Here is a 15,557-nt window from a genome sequence, read left to right as displayed (position 1 = left end):
GCCCGGCCCCCCGGCCCACCCGCCGGCGGTTGTTCAACGCACCATACCTCAACGCACCATACATCGGGCTTCCAATTTTTTATTAGGCGGATTCCACCGCACACCATACAGCGGTGGTTGGTCAGCATTGCTGAGAAGGGCCGTCCAATTTGATTTTTCAATGGAATCGGGTTAAGGACGAACAAAAAACGCAAATTCAGCGGCACCCAGAACAGGGAGGGATTAAATGGCACGTGTGGACGATTTTCAACAGGCGCGGGACTTGGCTGCGGAACAGCTGGCGCAACAGGATTTGACCCGGATCGCACGCCGCGCCGGCTACGAAACCGTGGACGACGCCACCTTGCGCATCCCCTTCCTGGACCGCGACTACCGCGTCAGCGCCCCCGCCTTCACATTCAGCGACGAGGCCAATCCGGAAGCGCAGATCCCTCTTCAGGAACAGGTTCTCATCCTTCACTACCTGCTCGGTTGCCGTCAGCAGCTAAAGGGGCAGTGGGTGGCCTATCGCGAAATTCCCGGGGCGAGCTTCTACTTCGGTCCCTTTGTCAAGCGGGCCATCGAGCCCTTGAAGAAGGTGTTCGGCCAAAACAGCGCCGGCCTGCGCACTGCCGCAGAGCGCCTCAACGGCACGCCCATCGATACCGGCGATGCCGGATTCCATTTCGCACCCCTGCCCTACGCCCCCATCCAGATCATCGTCTGGGAAGGTGACGAGGAGTTCCCCACCGAAGCCAACATCCTTTTCGATGCATCGGTGGGCGATTACCTCTCCCCGGAAGATGCCGCCTGGCTGGCCAGCTTGACCGTCTATCGATTGATGGCCGTGGCACGATGAATGCGGCTGTCGAAGAATGGTTTTGACAAAACGGCTCCGGCTGATGTATTAAATATGACATCAAGCGCAGTTGATGGATGTCACACATGAATGCCGGCAAGGAAACGGCCCAATCATGAGCAACGGCACCAACGTCTTCCGGAATGACTTTTTCAGCGGATGCTTCTTTTTTGGTTTTAGGAGCATCCACCTGGAGGCGTAACATTTCAATGTAATCGACGACCCCGGGTGGATATGCAATGCCACCCGGGGTTTTTTATTTTTCGAACCCCGCGAGGAAGGCACCCCTCGACGGGGTTTTCCTTTTCGCGGCAAGGGCAACCAGGGAGGAATACACCATGATTATTGTATTGCGGGAAGATGCGAGTGATGAAACCAAAAAGCAGATCCGGGCCGATCTGTTCCAGCAAGGCTGCGTGCTGCGCGAGGTCAACGGCGGTGCGCAAAACGTCATTGTCGCCATCGGCCGCGGCGATCTTTCCGCCGATGTCCTGGCCGCCATGGAAGGTGTCGCCGAAGTGCTGCCCATGGACAGCAAGTTCAAGCTGGTCAGTCGGCAGTGGCACCCCCACGACTCGCGTGTGCAGGTGGGACCCATTACCATCGGCGGCGAACGGATCGTGCTGGTGGCCGGCCCCTGCGCCGTGGAGAGCCGCGAGCAAGCCCTGACCATCGCCCATGAAGTGCGCCGCTACGGCGCCGTGCTGTTCCGGGCCGGGGCCTTCAAACCGCGCACTTCGCCATACTCCTTTCAAGGCATGGAAGAAGAGGGCTTGAAAATCCTGGCAGAGGTCAGGGCGGCGACCGGCATGCCGGTGGTGACCGAAATCACCTCGCCCGATCAGGCGTCGTTGATGGAAACCTATGTCGACATGGTGCAGGTCGGCGCCCGCAACATGCAAAACTTCGAATTGCTCAAGGCCGTGGGGCGTTCGGGCAAACCGGTGCTGCTCAAACGTGGCCTGGCCGCCACCATCGAAGAGTGGCTGATGTCGGCGGAATACATCATGGCCGAAGGCAACGACAATGTGGTGCTGTGCGAGCGGGGCATTCGCACCTTCGAGCCCTTGACCCGCAACACCCTGGACCTTTCGGCCATTCCCGTGCTCAAAAACCTGACTCACCTGCCGGTGGTGGTGGATCCCAGCCATGCCACCGGTATCCGCGCAAAGGTACCCCCCATGGCCCGCGCCGCCGTGGCCGCCGGTGCCGACGGATTGATGGTCGAGGTGCACCACGATCCGGACAATGCGCTGTCCGACGGTCCCCAAAGTCTCTATCCGCAACAGTTCGGGCAACTTGCGCGGGACATCTATGTCATCGCCCCGGTCGTCGGCAAACAACTCGATTTCGACTACCTGGAAAAAGCCCGTCGTCCCCCACCCCGCCCCACCCAGGGAGACGCCTGCATGGCGGCCTATGTGGGCGAACCGGGCAGTTTCAGTCACATGGCCTGCTGCCGGTACTTCGGCGAAGCAGCGCAATTGACGACCCGGCCCTCCTTCCGCACCATCTTCGACGCCGTCGCCGCCGGCGAAGCCCGATACGGCGTATTGCCCTTGGAGAACTCGCTCACCGGCAGCATCCACGACAATTACGATCTGCTGCTGGAGTACGATCTGCATTTGGTGGGCGAACTTTACCTGCGCATCATTCACCATCTGATCGCGCCGCCGGAAACCCGATTGTCCGACGTGCGCCGCGTCTGGTGCTCCGAAGCAGGCCTGGCGCAATGCCGCACCTTCCTGGAACGGCATGCGGAATGGGAAATCATCCCGGTACACGGCAATACAGGTGCCGCGCGCCTGCTCAAAGAGCATGGGCTACCGGGGGATGCCGCCATCGGCAGCCGGGAGGCCGCCCGGCACCACGGCATGGCCCTGCTGGCCGAAAGCATCGAAACCAACCCTCGCAATTTTTCGCGCTTTGTGATAGTGGGTAAACAACCTTCAACCGGGCTCAACAAATCCAAAACAGCCATTGTCTTCTCCACGCTCAATCATCCCGGCGCCTTGTTCGAGGTGATGAAGGTGTTTGCGGCCAATCGCATCAATCTGGTCAAACTCGAATCGCGGCCGATTCACGGGAAACCGTGGCAATACATGTTTTATGCCGATATCGAAGCCGACCTGTCGGCTCCGGAAATGGCGGCACCGCTGCAAAGGCTTCGCGCGGAAACCGACTTTTTCAGGATATTGGGAAGTTACTGAGAGAACACTGCAAAAAGGACCGGCCGTCAGCGGCAATGGCGTCTGTTCAGCCTTGACGGCCGACCCCAAGCGCGGTGATCGTTGACGTCATCCGACAAACAGAGAGGTGTAAGATGGTTGAAGAGAGAAGATTGTATCCCAGGCTGAAACTAGAGATGGACGACGGCTATTTCGCCCAATTGCTTTTGCCGGACCAGGAAACGCTCTCTGCCGCCATTATCAATCTGAGTGCCGGAGGAATCCATCTGATCCTGCCGAACGGCGCCAAAGAACGCATGCAAGAGGGGGACGAACTGCTGCTTCAAAACATCCTCGGCGGCCGCACCCTGAACTTCCTGGCGGACGTCAAAGCGGAAGTGCGCTGGATTCGTCCGGCGGCAACGGACCATCAGCTTTCGGCGGGGTGCAAATTCCGAGACCTGGCCGAACCGGTGCGCCAGCAACTCAGCCAATTCGTCCACTCCGAACGGATGACCCGCGGCCAATATGATTGATCAATCGGCGACCACTCCGCCCAGCAAGCGCCGAACGGTCTTGGCATCCTCGAGTCCGGGCACGGACGGCAAACGACAGAGCACTCCCAAGCCTTCGGACTGCTCATGAAAGGCCTCCTCATCCATATTGCTGAGTACCGCCGTATTGACGAAGGCATTGAATTCGAGCAGCTGCCGTACGACGGACAGCGCGGACATCTCCCCCACCGGGTCATCCACGATCACCAGGTGGGGCAGATCGTGCCGAACGGCATCCAAGGCATCTATCGCGGAGTGCAACACCTCCACCCGATCCTCGGGGGTCTCTGCCAGCGCTTCGCGGAAGGGGCGGAATAGATCCGCCTGCCGGCTGGTGACCAATACGATTCGCATCGTCCTCTCCCCTTTGTTAGAACTGCCCCGCCCGACCGCAACAGGAACCCGGCCCGCTACAAGAGGCCTGGTCCGGGCTCTGGCCGCAACAGGCCGTGTCCCCCGCACCGGGCAACCGTTGCGGCGTCTTGCCGGTCAGGCTGGACGGCGCCGACATGAGCTTTCGGGTCCGCTCACTGCCGCAGGACGGGCAGCGCAGGGCATCACCGGCGCTGAGCACAATCGTTTCGCCAGTGTAGTGGCATTCATCGCAAGCGATTTCAAAGATGGGCATGGCCTCACTCCTTTTCCCGGCACGCCTTGCAGCGGGACCGGAGCCCCATCAAAGGGCGACTTTCAGTGACCGTCCCCCTTGTCCTTTGCGGGCAGGGCCACGGTACGATAGGCATCGGCGATGGCCTCGCCGAGGGTGTTGACGGCCAGTCGGGCACAATGCAGGTGGTCTTCGGGAAGGCCGCCCAGCAAACAATCCACATCCTCGGGTTGCAGCAGCAAGGCCTCTTCCACCGTTTTGCCGTAGGCCAGTTGTGTCACGGCACTGGCACAGGCAACGGTGTAATCGCAGCCCCGGGGCCGATGGCCGATGGCGCTGATGGTGTCGCCTTGCAGGCGCAGGCTGATTTCAACGGAATCGCCGCAACTGCCGACACCGACGGCACACCCGTCGGCTCCGGCCACCGCCCCCTGGTTGCGCGGGTGCCGCACATGGTCGAAAAACGGCCCCCCAACGATCTCAGGGGGCAAGTGATGTTCCCCGCCACTGTCTTCCACAATGGATCCCATGGTTTTTTTAAAGACCTCCACCACCACCACAGGTGTGCATCTGCTGGAACTGCATCAACTTACCGTCGATGGCGGCCTGCACCGCCTCGCCGACCGTGCGTGCCTCGCCGCCGTGGAGCACCTGGATCCCCACCTGTTTGAATCCCATCAAGGGCCGCAACCCCATGCCGCCGGCGATCAACTGTTGCACACCCTTGCCGGCCAGGTACTGCACCGGCGCCATGCAACCGCCCTGCTGATGGGGCACGTTGGGCACCACCTGCACGTCCCGGACGCTGCCGCCTTGCACGGCAACAAGGGTATAAAGGTCACAATGGCCGAAGTGGGCACCCAAACCGGCGTCCAATCCTCCGGGGTTCTGAGACGGTATCGCAATCAACACTGAATCCATGGTTCCTCCTGAAGGTATCTGACTCAATTGAACTTTCTCCTCATTCTGTTAAGCCGCATCGAATGCGGCCGCCTGTTGCAGCACCCGCTCCCATACTTCGCGTACGGCGCGGGACGCGGCACTGTCGGTAAATTCGGTGATCGCCTGGCCTTGCACCATGGCGTGGACAAAATCGGTATCGAAGGGAATCTCCGCCAAAACCGGCAATCCTTTGTCCGCGCAATAGGCCTGAATAGACCCGCTCACCGATTTATTCAAGTCCGTTTTATTAATGATGACGGCAGTGGGCACCCGAAAGTGATCGGCCAGTTCCACCACCCGTTCCAAATCGTGGAACCCGGAGGGCGTCGGTTCGGTGATCATCACGGCCAAATCGGCGCCTGAAACGGCGCTGATCACCGGGCAGCCGATCCCCGGCGGGCCGTCGGAGAGAATCAGCTTGGCGCCGTTTTCCTTGGCCAGGGCCTTGGCCTGCGTGCGCAGCAGGGCCACCAGCTTGCCCGAATTCTCCTCGCCCGGATGCAACTGGGCATGCACCATGGTGCCGAACCGGGTTCGGGCGATCCGCCACCAGCCGCATTCCCGGGGCGTGAAATCGATGGCCTTTTCCGGGCAAAAATGGACACAAACCCCACATCCCTCGCAACGAACCGGGTCCACGCTGAATCCGTCATCCGTGTCACGGATCGCTTCGAAGCGGCACATCTCATGACACAGACCACACTGGGTGCAATCAGCGCTACGAATCCGCGCCTCAAAGCCCGACACGAAAGGGATCTTCTCAGTGTCGGACGGTTGTAAAATCAAGTGCAAATCGGGCGCATCCACATCCAGGTCGCACAGCACCGCATCATGACTCAAATGGGCGAAGGCGGCGGTCAGCGATGTTTTTCCGGTTCCCCCCTTGCCGCTGATAATCAATATTTCATGCATGCCGGGCCTCCCGTGAGTTCATCACCGCCGCTTGAATGGATCGTGCCAGGGTTCGGAACAAATCTTGCCACCGTGGGTCGCTGAGGGCCACCACCCGGCCGTCGGCGTAGACGGCGGCGATGTCCCGATCATAGGGAATTTCCGCCAAGATGGGCAGATCGACCTCGCGGCATAGGTCGTAGACCGCGCCATTGCCCAGCCCGGCACGATTGATCACCACCCCCATGGGTTTGTGCAACGGCCGAAAGGCCTCTTGGGCCAAACGTAGATCGAACACGCCGAAGGGGGTGGGCTCGGTCACCAGCAGAATGAAATCGCTGTCGATCACCGCATTGACGGCCGGGCAGCTGACCCCCGGCGGTGCATCCATCAACACATCGGCGGCCGGATCGAACAGATCGGTCCTGGACAAGCAGGCTTGCACCTTTCGGATCAATGGAGGGCTCATGGCCTCCCCCACCCGCAGGCGCCCCATGATGAAGGCATTGTCCGCCGAACGGCCCCAGGCGATCTCCCCCAGGGTGCGCGTGGTGGTGGCGATGGCCTCCCGTGGGCACAGTGCCATGCAGCCGCCGCAGCCATGGCACATTTCGGGAAACACCATGACCACATTGGGCAACACCGATATGGCCTTGAACTGGCAGAACTCGGCGCACTGGCGGCAATAGTCGCATTTTTGTTCATCGACCAGAGGCACCTCCATGAATGCCTCCTGCCGTCCGGACAGCTCGGGTTTTAAAAAGAGATGCAGATTGGGCTCTTCCACATCCAGGTCCACCGCCACCACCGGCGCGCCCCAGCTCACCGTGAGTGAAGCGGTGACCATGGTTTTACCCGTTCCTCCCTTGCCACTGGCGATGGCGATCTTCATGCGCCTTGTCCTTTCGCGTCGTCCAATGCCGACCATTGCACGTCGCCTTGTTTGAACCGCTCGACCGCTTCACGCACCGTGAGGTTATCCAAATTCTGCGCAATGCGGATGCCGGCGGCGGACAGCGCCTGAAACGCCTTGGGGCCCACGAAGCCGGTCAATACCGCCTCGGCGCCGGTCCGCGAAATCGTCTCGGCGGCCTGAATACCGGCGCCTTGGGCACGCGCCTGGGCGGCACCGTTTTCCACGTAGCTGAACGACATGGTTTCCGGATCAACCACCACAAAACCGGCGGCGCGCCCGAAACGGGGGTCGACGGCATCGTCCAGGGTCGGCCCTTCACTGGTAATGGCGATTTTGGTCATGTTCACACCCTCCTTGGGTTGGGTCGTGTCTGTTGTTGGTTGGATTTGCGCTACCACCGACGACCGAACGGCACCGGTGGTACAAGCAGCCGCCGTCGCTGTGCTTTCATCGGCGGCGTCGCCCATTTGGTAGTGCCCGCCATGAATGCGCAGCGCCATCCCCTCCACCAGTGCCCGGCCGACCGTATTGCGCGCCGAGGCCAAAATACGGCCGAAGGTCTGACGCGAGACGTGCATCTGCAGGGCTGCCGCTTCATGGTTCAACCCCTCGTAGTCGGCCAGACGGATGGCTTCGAATCCCTCCAGAGGCAGATACACCTCGGCCAATTCACGCATGGGAACGCCCCGGGGTTTGAAATAGTTGATGTCGGGTGCGTTGTTGATTTTACGGCATTTCCGCGGTCGCGGCATACGGTGTCATCCTTCTGTTTTGAGCATATGCGCTTTTTGCCCTACACCCAATAATGGGCCCTGTCAACATAAAGAGCATATGCCCAATTAAAATGTGGTCGGCGCCGTCAGGGATCAGCGCTGCCGACCGCCGCCGCCGAAACCACCCCCGGTGCCCTGGCCGCGCAGGCCAAACGGCCGACCGGCCCCCTCAACATCCTGCCTGCGGCCGCCGTATCCTGCGCCGGCATCCATTGGGGCAAACGCATCGCGGCGGCACCGCCGCCGGCGCAGACGCTGCATCACGCGGGTTGTCCGTTCATCTCGACCATTACCGAGACGATTGCCGTTGCATCGGCCCAGCCCTCTGCCACTACGGGCACCTTGGCCCATTGGTCCTGTCTGGTCATAACCTGGCATAATAACCTCCTGTATCGTGTTTTCGATCCCGTGGCCGTCACCTGCATGGCAACAAGCCGACGGTATCGTTGTTATCGTGAATCTTCACCATTGCCGGATGGCGCCCGCGAATCGCGGACGGCCCCGGAAGCCGATGGGCCGCAACGCCCGTCAAAGCGCCGGCCCCTGCCGCGGCCCTGCCGCCGCCCAGCCCCATGAGGTCCTCCGACCGCCCCCACCATGCGGTAATGGCCGCCATCGATGTGTATCGCCCAGCCGTTGCTCAAGGCGCGTGCCACCGTGCGGCGCGCCTCGGCCAACATGCGGGAAACGGTGGGCCGCGAAACACCCATGCGCTCGGCCGCCGCCTCATGGTCCAGCCCCTCGGCATCCACCAGGCGCAGGATCTCCAGCCCCTCAACGGTCAGGTTCACACCGGTCAATCCCTCCAGGGGAACGCCTTGCGGCTTGTAAAAGGTGTGCACCGGGCCTTGCTGTACACAGCGGCGAATTTTGGGTCGCGGCATTGCATCCTCCATGCTTATTATGAACGCTGGCTCATAATAAGTAGGTGCGTCGTTGTTGTCAATCCATGTTTTTGCACATGCGTTCATTTACCTTTGATCAAGGAGGTCGGTCGGGAGCCGGAATACACACCTGTCATCGAAGCGGTCCAGACCCTGTCCGGTGGCGCTCAATCGAGTGCGGCGCCACTTTGACAATCCGGCCGTTGCAGCCTAAGATGTTACCGGATCCAATAATCCCGCGCCCTCGAGGACCGCCGGCATCGGTTGACGGTCCGCTCCTCCGGGCGACACATCATCAAAGGAGTACCCCGGTATGCCGCCGCTGCCCAAGGCCCTCCGCCACAACAGCCTCACCATCCGCGTGGGGGGCGCGCTGTCCGTCCTGTTCGTCGCGGGATTGTTGTTCTGGACCCTCCTGCTGTTCCACTGGGGAAACATCCGCCTACCATGGACCACCTTACTGGGTGGCTTGGCCCTGGTAAGCATCGCGGTCCTCGCCGCCGCCGCTTTGTTGATCCACCACCGGGTCACCGCGCCGCTGCGCGCCTTGCACGCCGTCACCGATCAGGTGGCCAAGGGGGCGCCGCCGCCGACCTGGAAAGAGACCCGCCCCGATGAAATCGGAGGCCTGCAGGATGCCTTGGCGGAGATCGGCCGGGTACTGGACCGCAAGAAAAGCGCGCTGCGTCAGGAGCACTCCGAATACCTGAACCTTTTTGACAGCGTGCCCTGCCTGATCACGGTGCAGGACCGCAGCCTGCGCCTGATCCGCTACAACCGCGCCTTTGCCGAACGGTTCGCGCCCCGCGAAGGCGACTTCTGCTTTTCGGCCTACAAGGGGCGAACGGAAAAGTGCGACCACTGCCCGGTGGAAAAAACTTTTCAGGACGGTCAGTCCCACGCCTTCGAAGAAAAAGGGTGCAACCGCGAGGGGCGCCCCATCCACTGGCTGGCGCGCACCGCCCCCATACGGGATGCGGCGGGCAATGTGGTGGCCGCCATGGAGATGAGCCTGGACGTCACCCTGAGCCGCCAACTGGAAGAACAGCTCAGGGCATCGGAACAGCGTTACCAAGCCATTTTCAGCAACATTCCCAACCCGGTCTTCGTGCTGGAGCCCGACACCTTGCGCATCCTGGACTGCAACCGCAGTGTACGGCCCGTTTACGGCCACTGCCGCGAAGATCTCAAAGGCGCCTCGTTTCTCGAGCTGTTCGACCCCCGCGAGCGAGATCACTATGCCGCCAAAATCAAGCAGGAGAGCTTCATCCACCAGGCGCGCCAGATCAACCAACAGGGCCAACCCCTCTTCGTCGATATCCGCGCCTCCCTGACCCCCTACCCCGAATGGGAAGTGCTGCTGGTCACCACCAGCGACATCACCCAGCAGATCGAAACCGAGCAGCAATTGATCCAGGCCAGCAAAATGACCACCCTGGGAGAAATGGCCACCGGTGTGGCCCACGAACTGAACCAGCCCCTGTCGGTGATCAAGACCGCCAGCAGCTTCATGCTCAAGAAGATCGAGGCCGACCAGGAAGTGGGACCCGACCTCTTCGAAAACATGATGTACAAGATCGACGCCAACGTGGACCGGGCCACCAAAATCATCCAGCACATGCGCCAATTCGCCCGCAAGGCGGAAGTGGAGCTGGAACCCACCGATTTGAACCATACGGCGCGCATGGCCTTGGAGATCTTCTCGGAACAGTTGAAGCTGCGCGGCATCCAGGTGGTCAAAGACTTGGAGAGGAATCTACCCGCCATCCACGGCAACGCCGGCCGCCTGGAACAGGTGTTCATCAACTTGCTGCTCAACGCCCGTGACGCCATCGAGGAGCGCTGGGGCGACCAGCCGGACCCGGTCGGCGACAAGGTGATCACCCTGACCACCCGCAGCCATCCGGGATACGTCCTGGCACGCGTCTGTGATACCGGCACCGGTATTCCCGCGACAGTGAAAGAGAAGATCTTCGAACCCTTTTTCACCACCAAAACCGTCGGCAAAGGCACCGGTCTGGGGCTGTCCATCAGCTACGGTATCGTCAAGCAGCATGGCGGCACCATCCAGGCTGAAAACCGGCCGGAGGGCGGTGGTGCCTGTCTGACCATCAAAATTCCCACGTCGCCCGACGGCAACGCGACCCCCGCATAAATCCGATGGAGAACCCCATGCCGACAATGGAAGCGCCCCTGACCGTACTGCTGGTGGACGACGAACAAGATGTACGCGAGATATTGGACCTGGCGTTGCAGGACGCCGGTTACCAAGTGTTGATGGCCGAAGACGGCCGCGCCGCGCTGGAACTTTTTCAGGACCGCCAACCGCCCATCGTGCTCACCGATATCAAGATGCCGCGTATGGACGGCATCGAGCTGCTGCGGCGCATCAAGCACGAAAACCCCGAGACCGAAGTGATCATGATCACCGGCCACGGGGACATGGAGTTGGCCATCAGCAGCCTCAAGCACCAAGCCTGCGACTTCATCACCAAGCCCATCGACGTGACGGCACTGGACGCCTCGCTGCAGCGGGCCCGCGAACGGATCATGATGCGGCGTACGTTGCAGGCGTACACCCGCAACCTGGAAGCGCTGCTGCGGGAGAAGACCGAGCTGCAGGACCATCTCGCCTCCCTGGGCCTGATGATCGGTTCCATCTCCCACAGCATCAAGGGTCTGCTCACCGGCCTGGACGGCGGCATCTACCTGCTCGGCAGTGGCTTGAAGAAAGAAGACGAAAAGCTGATCGAAGAGGGATGGCAAACGGTTCAGCGCACGGCCGAACGCATTCGCAAACTGGTGATGGACATCCTTTTCTACGCCAAGAAGCGGGATATCCAGTGGGAAAGGGTGGATCTGGGCCGGTTCGCCGAAGAGTCGGCCCAAACCATGGAAAGCCGTCTCAAGGAAACGGGTATTGTCTTCGAACGCCGTTTCAGCGGCCCCTTGTCGGATTGTGAAATCGATCCCGGCCTGGTGCACACCGCCATCATGAACCTTTTCGAAAATGCCATCGACGCCTGCCAGCGCAAGGACGGCGAAGCCCCTTGCCGCATCACCTTCACCGTCGCCTCGGAAGGCGACCACATCACCTTTGCCGTGGCGGACACCGGCATCGGCATGGATGACGAAACCCAAGGCAAACTCTTCACCCTCTTCTTCTCCTCCAAGGGCGTCAAGGGCACCGGTCTGGGGCTCTACATCACCAAGAAGATCATCGAACAGCACGGCGGCCACATCGAAGTCCATTCCAAACCCGGCAAAGGCAGTCGATTCACCTTCAATCTGCCGAAACGGGTCGGGCTGTGCAAGGACGCCGTGGAGGATTAAGCGCTCTTGTACTGTTGTTGAAACCTCAACACCCGCTGCACATATTCCCGTGTTTCGCGATAGGGCACATTGCCGTTGAAGCGGGCGACCGTTCCCGGTCCGGCATTGTAGGCCGACAGGGCCAGGCGCAGGTTGCCGTCGAAACGGTCCAGCATTTGCCGCAGGTAGCGCGACCCGCCATCGATGTTCTGATCGATGTCGAAGGCATCCTTCACACCCAATTCACGCGCCGTGGCCGGCATCAGTTGCATGAGCCCCCGGGCCCCGGCCGTGGATACGGCCCGCACGTCGAAATTGGACTCCGCCCGAATCACGCTGCGAATCAATTCGGCCGGCAAACGGTACTGGGCGGCGGCGCGAGCGATGCCGCGTTCGATGCGATCCGCAACGGACATACCGGCAGTGACCTGTTCATCGGCGTTGCCCGCAATGGATGCGGCGGCGGCAACCGGAGGCGTCTGAACAGTCGCCGCCGACCTCTCCTGCGCCGCCAACAGCGTGTCCTGGCCGGCTGCCGGCCCCGTTTCGAAGCGCCCGCGGCCCACCGGCCGCTCCGCCTGTTGCCGCGCCGTCCGCTCTTCCGACGACGGGGGTTCCAGGCGTGGCAGGTGCGCCTTCACCGGGGAGCGCAAATAATCGGCAAACCGCTGGCCGCTCGATCCTTCCGCCGATGACAAACCTCGCGCGCGCGCCAAGGCAGCGGTGAAACCCTCCTCGACGGCCGGTGCCGTCCGTGACGCCCGATTGGATCCACCCACCGCATCATGACCGAAACCGGCACGCTGGAAATAGTCCTGTATGTTCAAACCGTTCTTCGGTACCACGGGTTCCCCCTGCTACGGCCATCTTTCAGCATCCGTGACCATCATGCAACCCATTATGCGAGTATGACACTGCGGTACGCAGTCGTGCGCCACGGATATGCCATGGGTTATCCGCAAACAAACTTAGCAAATTCCGTTCCGTTCCCAGCAACCAATAGAAAATACCGCATTTTCAGAAAGATACAATGCAACCGCTGATGGCGGAGTTCACCAAACCGGTCAAATCTGCCGTGGCACAGGCAAAAAGTTGACGCCCGATCGTGACCGCTTGCCCTGTTCAACAAACCCAACCCGATTTGCTCACCGGGCCAACACACAGTCTGGCCCTTACACTGTTATCCACCAACCCCAACCATCTCTAATCGATAGAATTCCTTCACTTTAAAACTTAAAACTTAAAACTTTAAACTGGCCCGCCAGGGCCTCAAGCCAGCCTCCCCCTCTATGCACCAGCACCATTTTCTTGTACAGTTACTGCAAAATATTGCGACCCTTGCCTGCGCCGGCATCGGCCGCAGCACGGCCGCGCTTTCGACCCCCGTGCGATCATCCAATCACCGCCACCTGATCGGGATCAACCACAGGAGGGGCCATGGTCCAAGAGAAATTCCCCACCCGCGAAGATGCCTTCCAGTTGCTGCAACACTACAACCAGAGCGATAGCCTCATCACCCACGCGCTGACCGTAGAGGGGGTGATGCGCCATTTTGCCGCCAAGTACGGCGGCGATCCCGATCACTGGGGCATCATCGGGTTGATTCACGACCTTGATTACGAACAGTTTCCCGAGCGCCACTGCCATGAGACACGCCGCATCCTCGAGGAACACCACTGGCCCCCGGACCATATCCGGGCCGTCATGAGCCACGGCTGGGGCATCTGCACCGATGTGGAACCGGTGTCGGATCTTGAAAAAGTGCTCTACGCCGTGGACGAATTGACCGGCCTGATCGCGGCCGCGGCCCTGGTACGCCCCTCGCGCAGCGTGATGGATCTGACGACCAAATCGGTCAAGAAAAAGTGGAAGGACAAACGGTTCGCCGCCGGGGTGAACCGTTCGGTGATCGAAAACGGCGCGCAACGGTTGGACATGGAACTGACCGACCTGATCACCGAAACCATCGCCGGCATGCGCACCGTGGCGGATCGGATCGGCTTGAAGTAGCCAAGCATGTGTGCCGCAAGCAGCCCCACAACCGCCGGCAATCCCGTTACGATCCCCTTCACCACCTACGCTGAAGCCGTCGGCCGCGCCCTGGACGCCATCGGTGCGCCGGCGGTGTTGCGGCGGCAGAACGCCATTTTAATCAAGCCCAACCTGGTCACCATCGATCCCCACCCGGTGACCACCCCCGCCGCCTGTTGCGCGGCCATCATCGACTACATCCGCACCTGCTCGGATGCCGCCATCGTGATCGCCGAAGGGTGCGGCGACGCCCGGCGGGAAACAGCGGAGATCTTCGCCGCGCTGGGCTATGAACGGCTCGCGGCCCGCTACGGGGTGCCCCTGATCGATCTGAACCACGCCCCGCTGGTCCGGTGCGTCGACGAGAGTTGCCCGGTGTTCCCCGAAATGCTGCTGCCGGAGATCGCCTTTTCCCACTTCATCGTTTCGGTGCCGGTGCTCAAGGCCCACTCTTTGGCTGCCATGACCGGCTCGTTGAAAAACATGATGGGCTTTGTGCCGCCGGCCCACTATTCGGGACGCGGGGGATTCTGGAAGAAGGCGGTTTTTCACCTCCGCCTGCAACAGTCCATCATCGACCTCAACCGCCATCGCACGCCGGATCTCACGGTGCTGGACGCCGCCATCGGCCTGGCCGAGCAGCACCTGGGCGGCGCCCGGTGCGACCCGCCGGTCAACCGAATCGTGGCCGGTTTCGACCCCTTGGCCGTGGACCGCGAAGCGGCCCGCCTGCTGGGATTGGAATGGCACACCATCGGTCATCTGTGCCCGAAACCGGATGGCACTGAAGGGGAGCGTCGCTGCCGACGTTTTCGCTAAAGTTGGCGTCGAAGATGCCGCTTGCGCAACGTTTCCAGGCCCACCAGGTAGACCGTGGCGGCCAGATAGCCCATCAGCGTGCCCGCGACAATGCCCAGCCGACCGTAGGTGGCGGCCACCGTCAGGGTGTAAACCAGCAGGGACACCATGCCCCGCGGCACGTTGCGGATCAGGGTGCGCACGTGGGACGGCTGATGGGCGGCTTGCAATATGACCAGCAGGGGCAGCATGGTGATGGGAAAGGCGGCAAAGAGGCCCGCCCAGCGGGGCCCCACAATCCCGGCGGCGGCGGTGATCACCAATATGACCGCCGCCGCAAAAACGGCACGGCAAAGGGTGACCACCCACCGCCGCGCCGCCACCTGCTGGATGGTGGCTTCCGGCACCCATCGAAAGGCCCTATCGGCCAGCACGATGGCCGACAGGGCGACGGCAGGCGCGCTGAGCCAGCCCAAGGCGATGTTGGCGAGCACCCAGGCCGTCAGCCCGTAGGTGGCCATGGCGCTGAGCACTGCCAGCGCCAGGGCCGCCGCCCGACCCCGTTCTTCGGCACGGTGCAAGCCAAGCAGGTAACCGGCGACGAAGGCCAAGGTGGCCGCAAGACCGCCGGCGGTGAAAATGGCGCTGCGGGCGGCGAAATCGGCCCCCTGCTCCAGGCCGATGAAAAAGAGACTGATGGCCGCACCCAGGGGATAGCCGGAAATCACGCCGGCAATCCGCGGCCCCGCTCGTTCGGCGACCCAGCTCAGCACCACCACCATCAGGATGGAGACGGCGACCTTGATCACCATATAGAAGCCCAATGTCATCACGGTGCGCGTT

General features: G+C 61.5%; 18 protein-coding genes. 7 read left to right on the top strand and 11 right to left on the bottom strand.

Going from position 1 to position 15,557, the window contains the following annotated elements:
* Positions 1-226: 226 nt before the first annotated feature.
* From MRX98_RS20195 to MRX98_RS20185, 3 genes are all read left to right on the top strand, one after another.
* Positions 227-838 (top strand): DUF3786 domain-containing protein, encoded by a 612-nt coding sequence (locus tag MRX98_RS20195; protein ID WP_246914448.1) that lies wholly within the window; start codon positions 227-229, stop codon positions 836-838.
* A 338-nt stretch (positions 839-1,176) separates the two neighbouring features.
* A complete protein-coding gene (gene aroF / locus MRX98_RS20190; protein ID WP_246914446.1) occupies positions 1,177-3,048 on the top strand; it encodes a 3-deoxy-7-phosphoheptulonate synthase in 1,872 nt (623 codons plus the stop codon).
* A gap of 113 nt (positions 3,049-3,161) precedes the next feature.
* On the top strand, positions 3,162-3,542 hold the full coding sequence (locus tag MRX98_RS20185) for a PilZ domain-containing protein (RefSeq protein ID WP_246914444.1): 381 nt from the start codon (positions 3,162-3,164) through the stop codon (positions 3,540-3,542).
* On the opposite strand, the gene MRX98_RS20180 is transcribed toward MRX98_RS20185, so the two are convergent.
* The 9 genes from MRX98_RS20180 to MRX98_RS20145 all read right to left on the bottom strand — a co-directional run bounded on the left by MRX98_RS20180 (position 3,543) and on the right by MRX98_RS20145 (position 8,573).
* Positions 3,543-3,914, bottom strand: coding sequence for a response regulator (locus MRX98_RS20180; RefSeq protein ID WP_246914443.1), 372 nt, complete (start codon positions 3,912-3,914; stop codon positions 3,543-3,545).
* 16 nt (positions 3,915-3,930) lie between these two features.
* A complete protein-coding gene (locus tag MRX98_RS20175) occupies positions 3,931-4,188 on the bottom strand; it encodes an FmdB family zinc ribbon protein (protein WP_246914442.1) in 258 nt (85 codons plus the stop codon).
* A 62-nt stretch (positions 4,189-4,250) separates the two neighbouring features.
* Positions 4,251-4,658: an iron-sulfur cluster assembly scaffold protein gene (locus MRX98_RS20170; protein WP_246914440.1), complete on the bottom strand. Its 408-nt coding sequence runs from the start codon at positions 4,656-4,658 to the stop codon at positions 4,251-4,253.
* A 46-nt stretch (positions 4,659-4,704) separates the two neighbouring features.
* Positions 4,705-5,088 carry a NifB/NifX family molybdenum-iron cluster-binding protein gene (locus tag MRX98_RS20165; protein ID WP_246914438.1) on the bottom strand — a complete coding sequence of 128 codons (384 nt, stop codon included), beginning with the start codon at positions 5,086-5,088 and terminating at the stop codon, positions 4,705-4,707.
* Between the two features lie 48 nt (positions 5,089-5,136).
* Positions 5,137-6,021, bottom strand: a complete 885-nt coding sequence (locus tag MRX98_RS20160) for an ATP-binding protein (protein WP_246914436.1) — start codon at positions 6,019-6,021, stop codon at positions 5,137-5,139.
* Entirely contained in the window at positions 6,014-6,892 is an 879-nt protein-coding gene (locus MRX98_RS20155) for a nucleotide-binding protein (protein ID WP_246914435.1), read from the bottom strand. The genes MRX98_RS20160 and MRX98_RS20155 overlap by 8 nt, the downstream gene beginning before the upstream one ends.
* A complete protein-coding gene (locus MRX98_RS20150) occupies positions 6,889-7,668 on the bottom strand; it encodes a DUF134 domain-containing protein (RefSeq protein WP_246914433.1) in 780 nt (259 codons plus the stop codon). Before MRX98_RS20150 ends, MRX98_RS20155 begins: the two co-directional genes overlap by 4 nt.
* A gap of 114 nt (positions 7,669-7,782) precedes the next feature.
* Complete coding sequence (locus MRX98_RS22285; RefSeq protein WP_425523900.1) at positions 7,783-8,067, bottom strand: DUF5320 domain-containing protein; 285 nt, start codon at positions 8,065-8,067, stop codon at positions 7,783-7,785.
* A 71-nt stretch (positions 8,068-8,138) separates the two neighbouring features.
* Positions 8,139-8,573, bottom strand: coding sequence for a DUF134 domain-containing protein (locus tag MRX98_RS20145; RefSeq protein WP_246914431.1), 435 nt, complete (start codon positions 8,571-8,573; stop codon positions 8,139-8,141).
* Between the two features lie 313 nt (positions 8,574-8,886).
* Between MRX98_RS20145 and MRX98_RS20140 the strand changes: the two genes are divergently transcribed.
* Positions 8,887-10,728 (top strand): PAS domain-containing sensor histidine kinase, encoded by a 1,842-nt coding sequence (locus MRX98_RS20140; protein ID WP_246914429.1) that lies wholly within the window; start codon positions 8,887-8,889, stop codon positions 10,726-10,728.
* Positions 10,729-10,745: 17 nt separating this feature from the next.
* Positions 10,746-11,906 (top strand): sensor histidine kinase, encoded by a 1,161-nt coding sequence (locus MRX98_RS20135; RefSeq protein ID WP_246914427.1) that lies wholly within the window; start codon positions 10,746-10,748, stop codon positions 11,904-11,906.
* Here the strand turns inward: MRX98_RS20135 and MRX98_RS22220 are convergent.
* Complete coding sequence (locus tag MRX98_RS22220) at positions 11,903-12,730, bottom strand: lytic transglycosylase domain-containing protein (protein ID WP_246914425.1); 828 nt, start codon at positions 12,728-12,730, stop codon at positions 11,903-11,905. The two genes, MRX98_RS20135 and MRX98_RS22220, sit on opposite strands and share 4 nt — an antisense overlap.
* 592 nt (positions 12,731-13,322) lie before the next feature.
* Between MRX98_RS22220 and MRX98_RS20125 the strand changes: the two genes are divergently transcribed.
* Positions 13,323-13,895, top strand: coding sequence for an HD domain-containing protein (locus MRX98_RS20125; protein WP_246914423.1), 573 nt, complete (start codon positions 13,323-13,325; stop codon positions 13,893-13,895).
* Positions 13,896-13,901: 6 nt separating this feature from the next.
* Positions 13,902-14,735, top strand: a complete 834-nt coding sequence (locus MRX98_RS20120) for a DUF362 domain-containing protein (RefSeq protein WP_246914421.1) — start codon at positions 13,902-13,904, stop codon at positions 14,733-14,735.
* Here the strand turns inward: MRX98_RS20120 and MRX98_RS20115 are convergent.
* The gene (locus MRX98_RS20115) at positions 14,732-15,544 is read right to left on the bottom strand and encodes a hypothetical protein (RefSeq protein WP_246914419.1); all 813 of its coding nucleotides are present in this window, start codon (positions 15,542-15,544) and stop codon (positions 14,732-14,734) included. The genes MRX98_RS20120 and MRX98_RS20115 overlap by 4 nt on opposite strands.
* Positions 15,545-15,557: the final 13 nt, after the last annotated feature.

This window comes from Desulfatitalea alkaliphila (assembly GCF_022968795.1).
In the GTDB taxonomy this organism is placed as follows: domain Bacteria; phylum Desulfobacterota; class Desulfobacteria; order Desulfobacterales; family Desulfosarcinaceae; genus Desulfatitalea; species Desulfatitalea alkaliphila.
Note: the sequence above shows the minus strand (reverse complement) of the source record. Positions and strands in the feature narration are given on the sequence as shown.

Coding starts and splice junctions, on each gene's coding strand:
- MRX98_RS20195 (WP_246914448.1), top strand. CDS start 227: ATGGCACGTGTGGACGATTTTCAACAGGCGCGGGACTTGGCTGCGGAA.
- aroF (WP_246914446.1), top strand. CDS start 1,177: ATGATTATTGTATTGCGGGAAGATGCGAGTGATGAAACCAAAAAGCAG.
- MRX98_RS20185 (WP_246914444.1), top strand. CDS start 3,162: ATGGTTGAAGAGAGAAGATTGTATCCCAGGCTGAAACTAGAGATGGAC.
- MRX98_RS20180 (WP_246914443.1), bottom strand. CDS start 3,914: ATGCGAATCGTATTGGTCACCAGCCGGCAGGCGGATCTATTCCGCCCC.
- MRX98_RS20175 (WP_246914442.1), bottom strand. CDS start 4,188: ATGCCCATCTTTGAAATCGCTTGCGATGAATGCCACTACACTGGCGAA.
- MRX98_RS20165 (WP_246914438.1), bottom strand. CDS start 5,088: ATGGATTCAGTGTTGATTGCGATACCGTCTCAGAACCCCGGAGGATTG.
- MRX98_RS20160 (WP_246914436.1), bottom strand. CDS start 6,021: ATGCATGAAATATTGATTATCAGCGGCAAGGGGGGAACCGGAAAAACA.
- MRX98_RS20155 (WP_246914435.1), bottom strand. CDS start 6,892: ATGAAGATCGCCATCGCCAGTGGCAAGGGAGGAACGGGTAAAACCATG.
- MRX98_RS20150 (WP_246914433.1), bottom strand. CDS start 7,668: ATGCCGCGACCGCGGAAATGCCGTAAAATCAACAACGCACCCGACATC.
- MRX98_RS22285 (WP_425523900.1), bottom strand. CDS start 8,067: ATGCCAGGTTATGACCAGACAGGACCAATGGGCCAAGGTGCCCGTAGT.
- MRX98_RS20145 (WP_246914431.1), bottom strand. CDS start 8,573: ATGCCGCGACCCAAAATTCGCCGCTGTGTACAGCAAGGCCCGGTGCAC.
- MRX98_RS20140 (WP_246914429.1), top strand. CDS start 8,887: ATGCCGCCGCTGCCCAAGGCCCTCCGCCACAACAGCCTCACCATCCGC.
- MRX98_RS20135 (WP_246914427.1), top strand. CDS start 10,746: ATGCCGACAATGGAAGCGCCCCTGACCGTACTGCTGGTGGACGACGAA.
- MRX98_RS20125 (WP_246914423.1), top strand. CDS start 13,323: ATGGTCCAAGAGAAATTCCCCACCCGCGAAGATGCCTTCCAGTTGCTG.
- MRX98_RS20120 (WP_246914421.1), top strand. CDS start 13,902: ATGTGTGCCGCAAGCAGCCCCACAACCGCCGGCAATCCCGTTACGATC.
- MRX98_RS20115 (WP_246914419.1), bottom strand. CDS start 15,544: ATGACATTGGGCTTCTATATGGTGATCAAGGTCGCCGTCTCCATCCTG.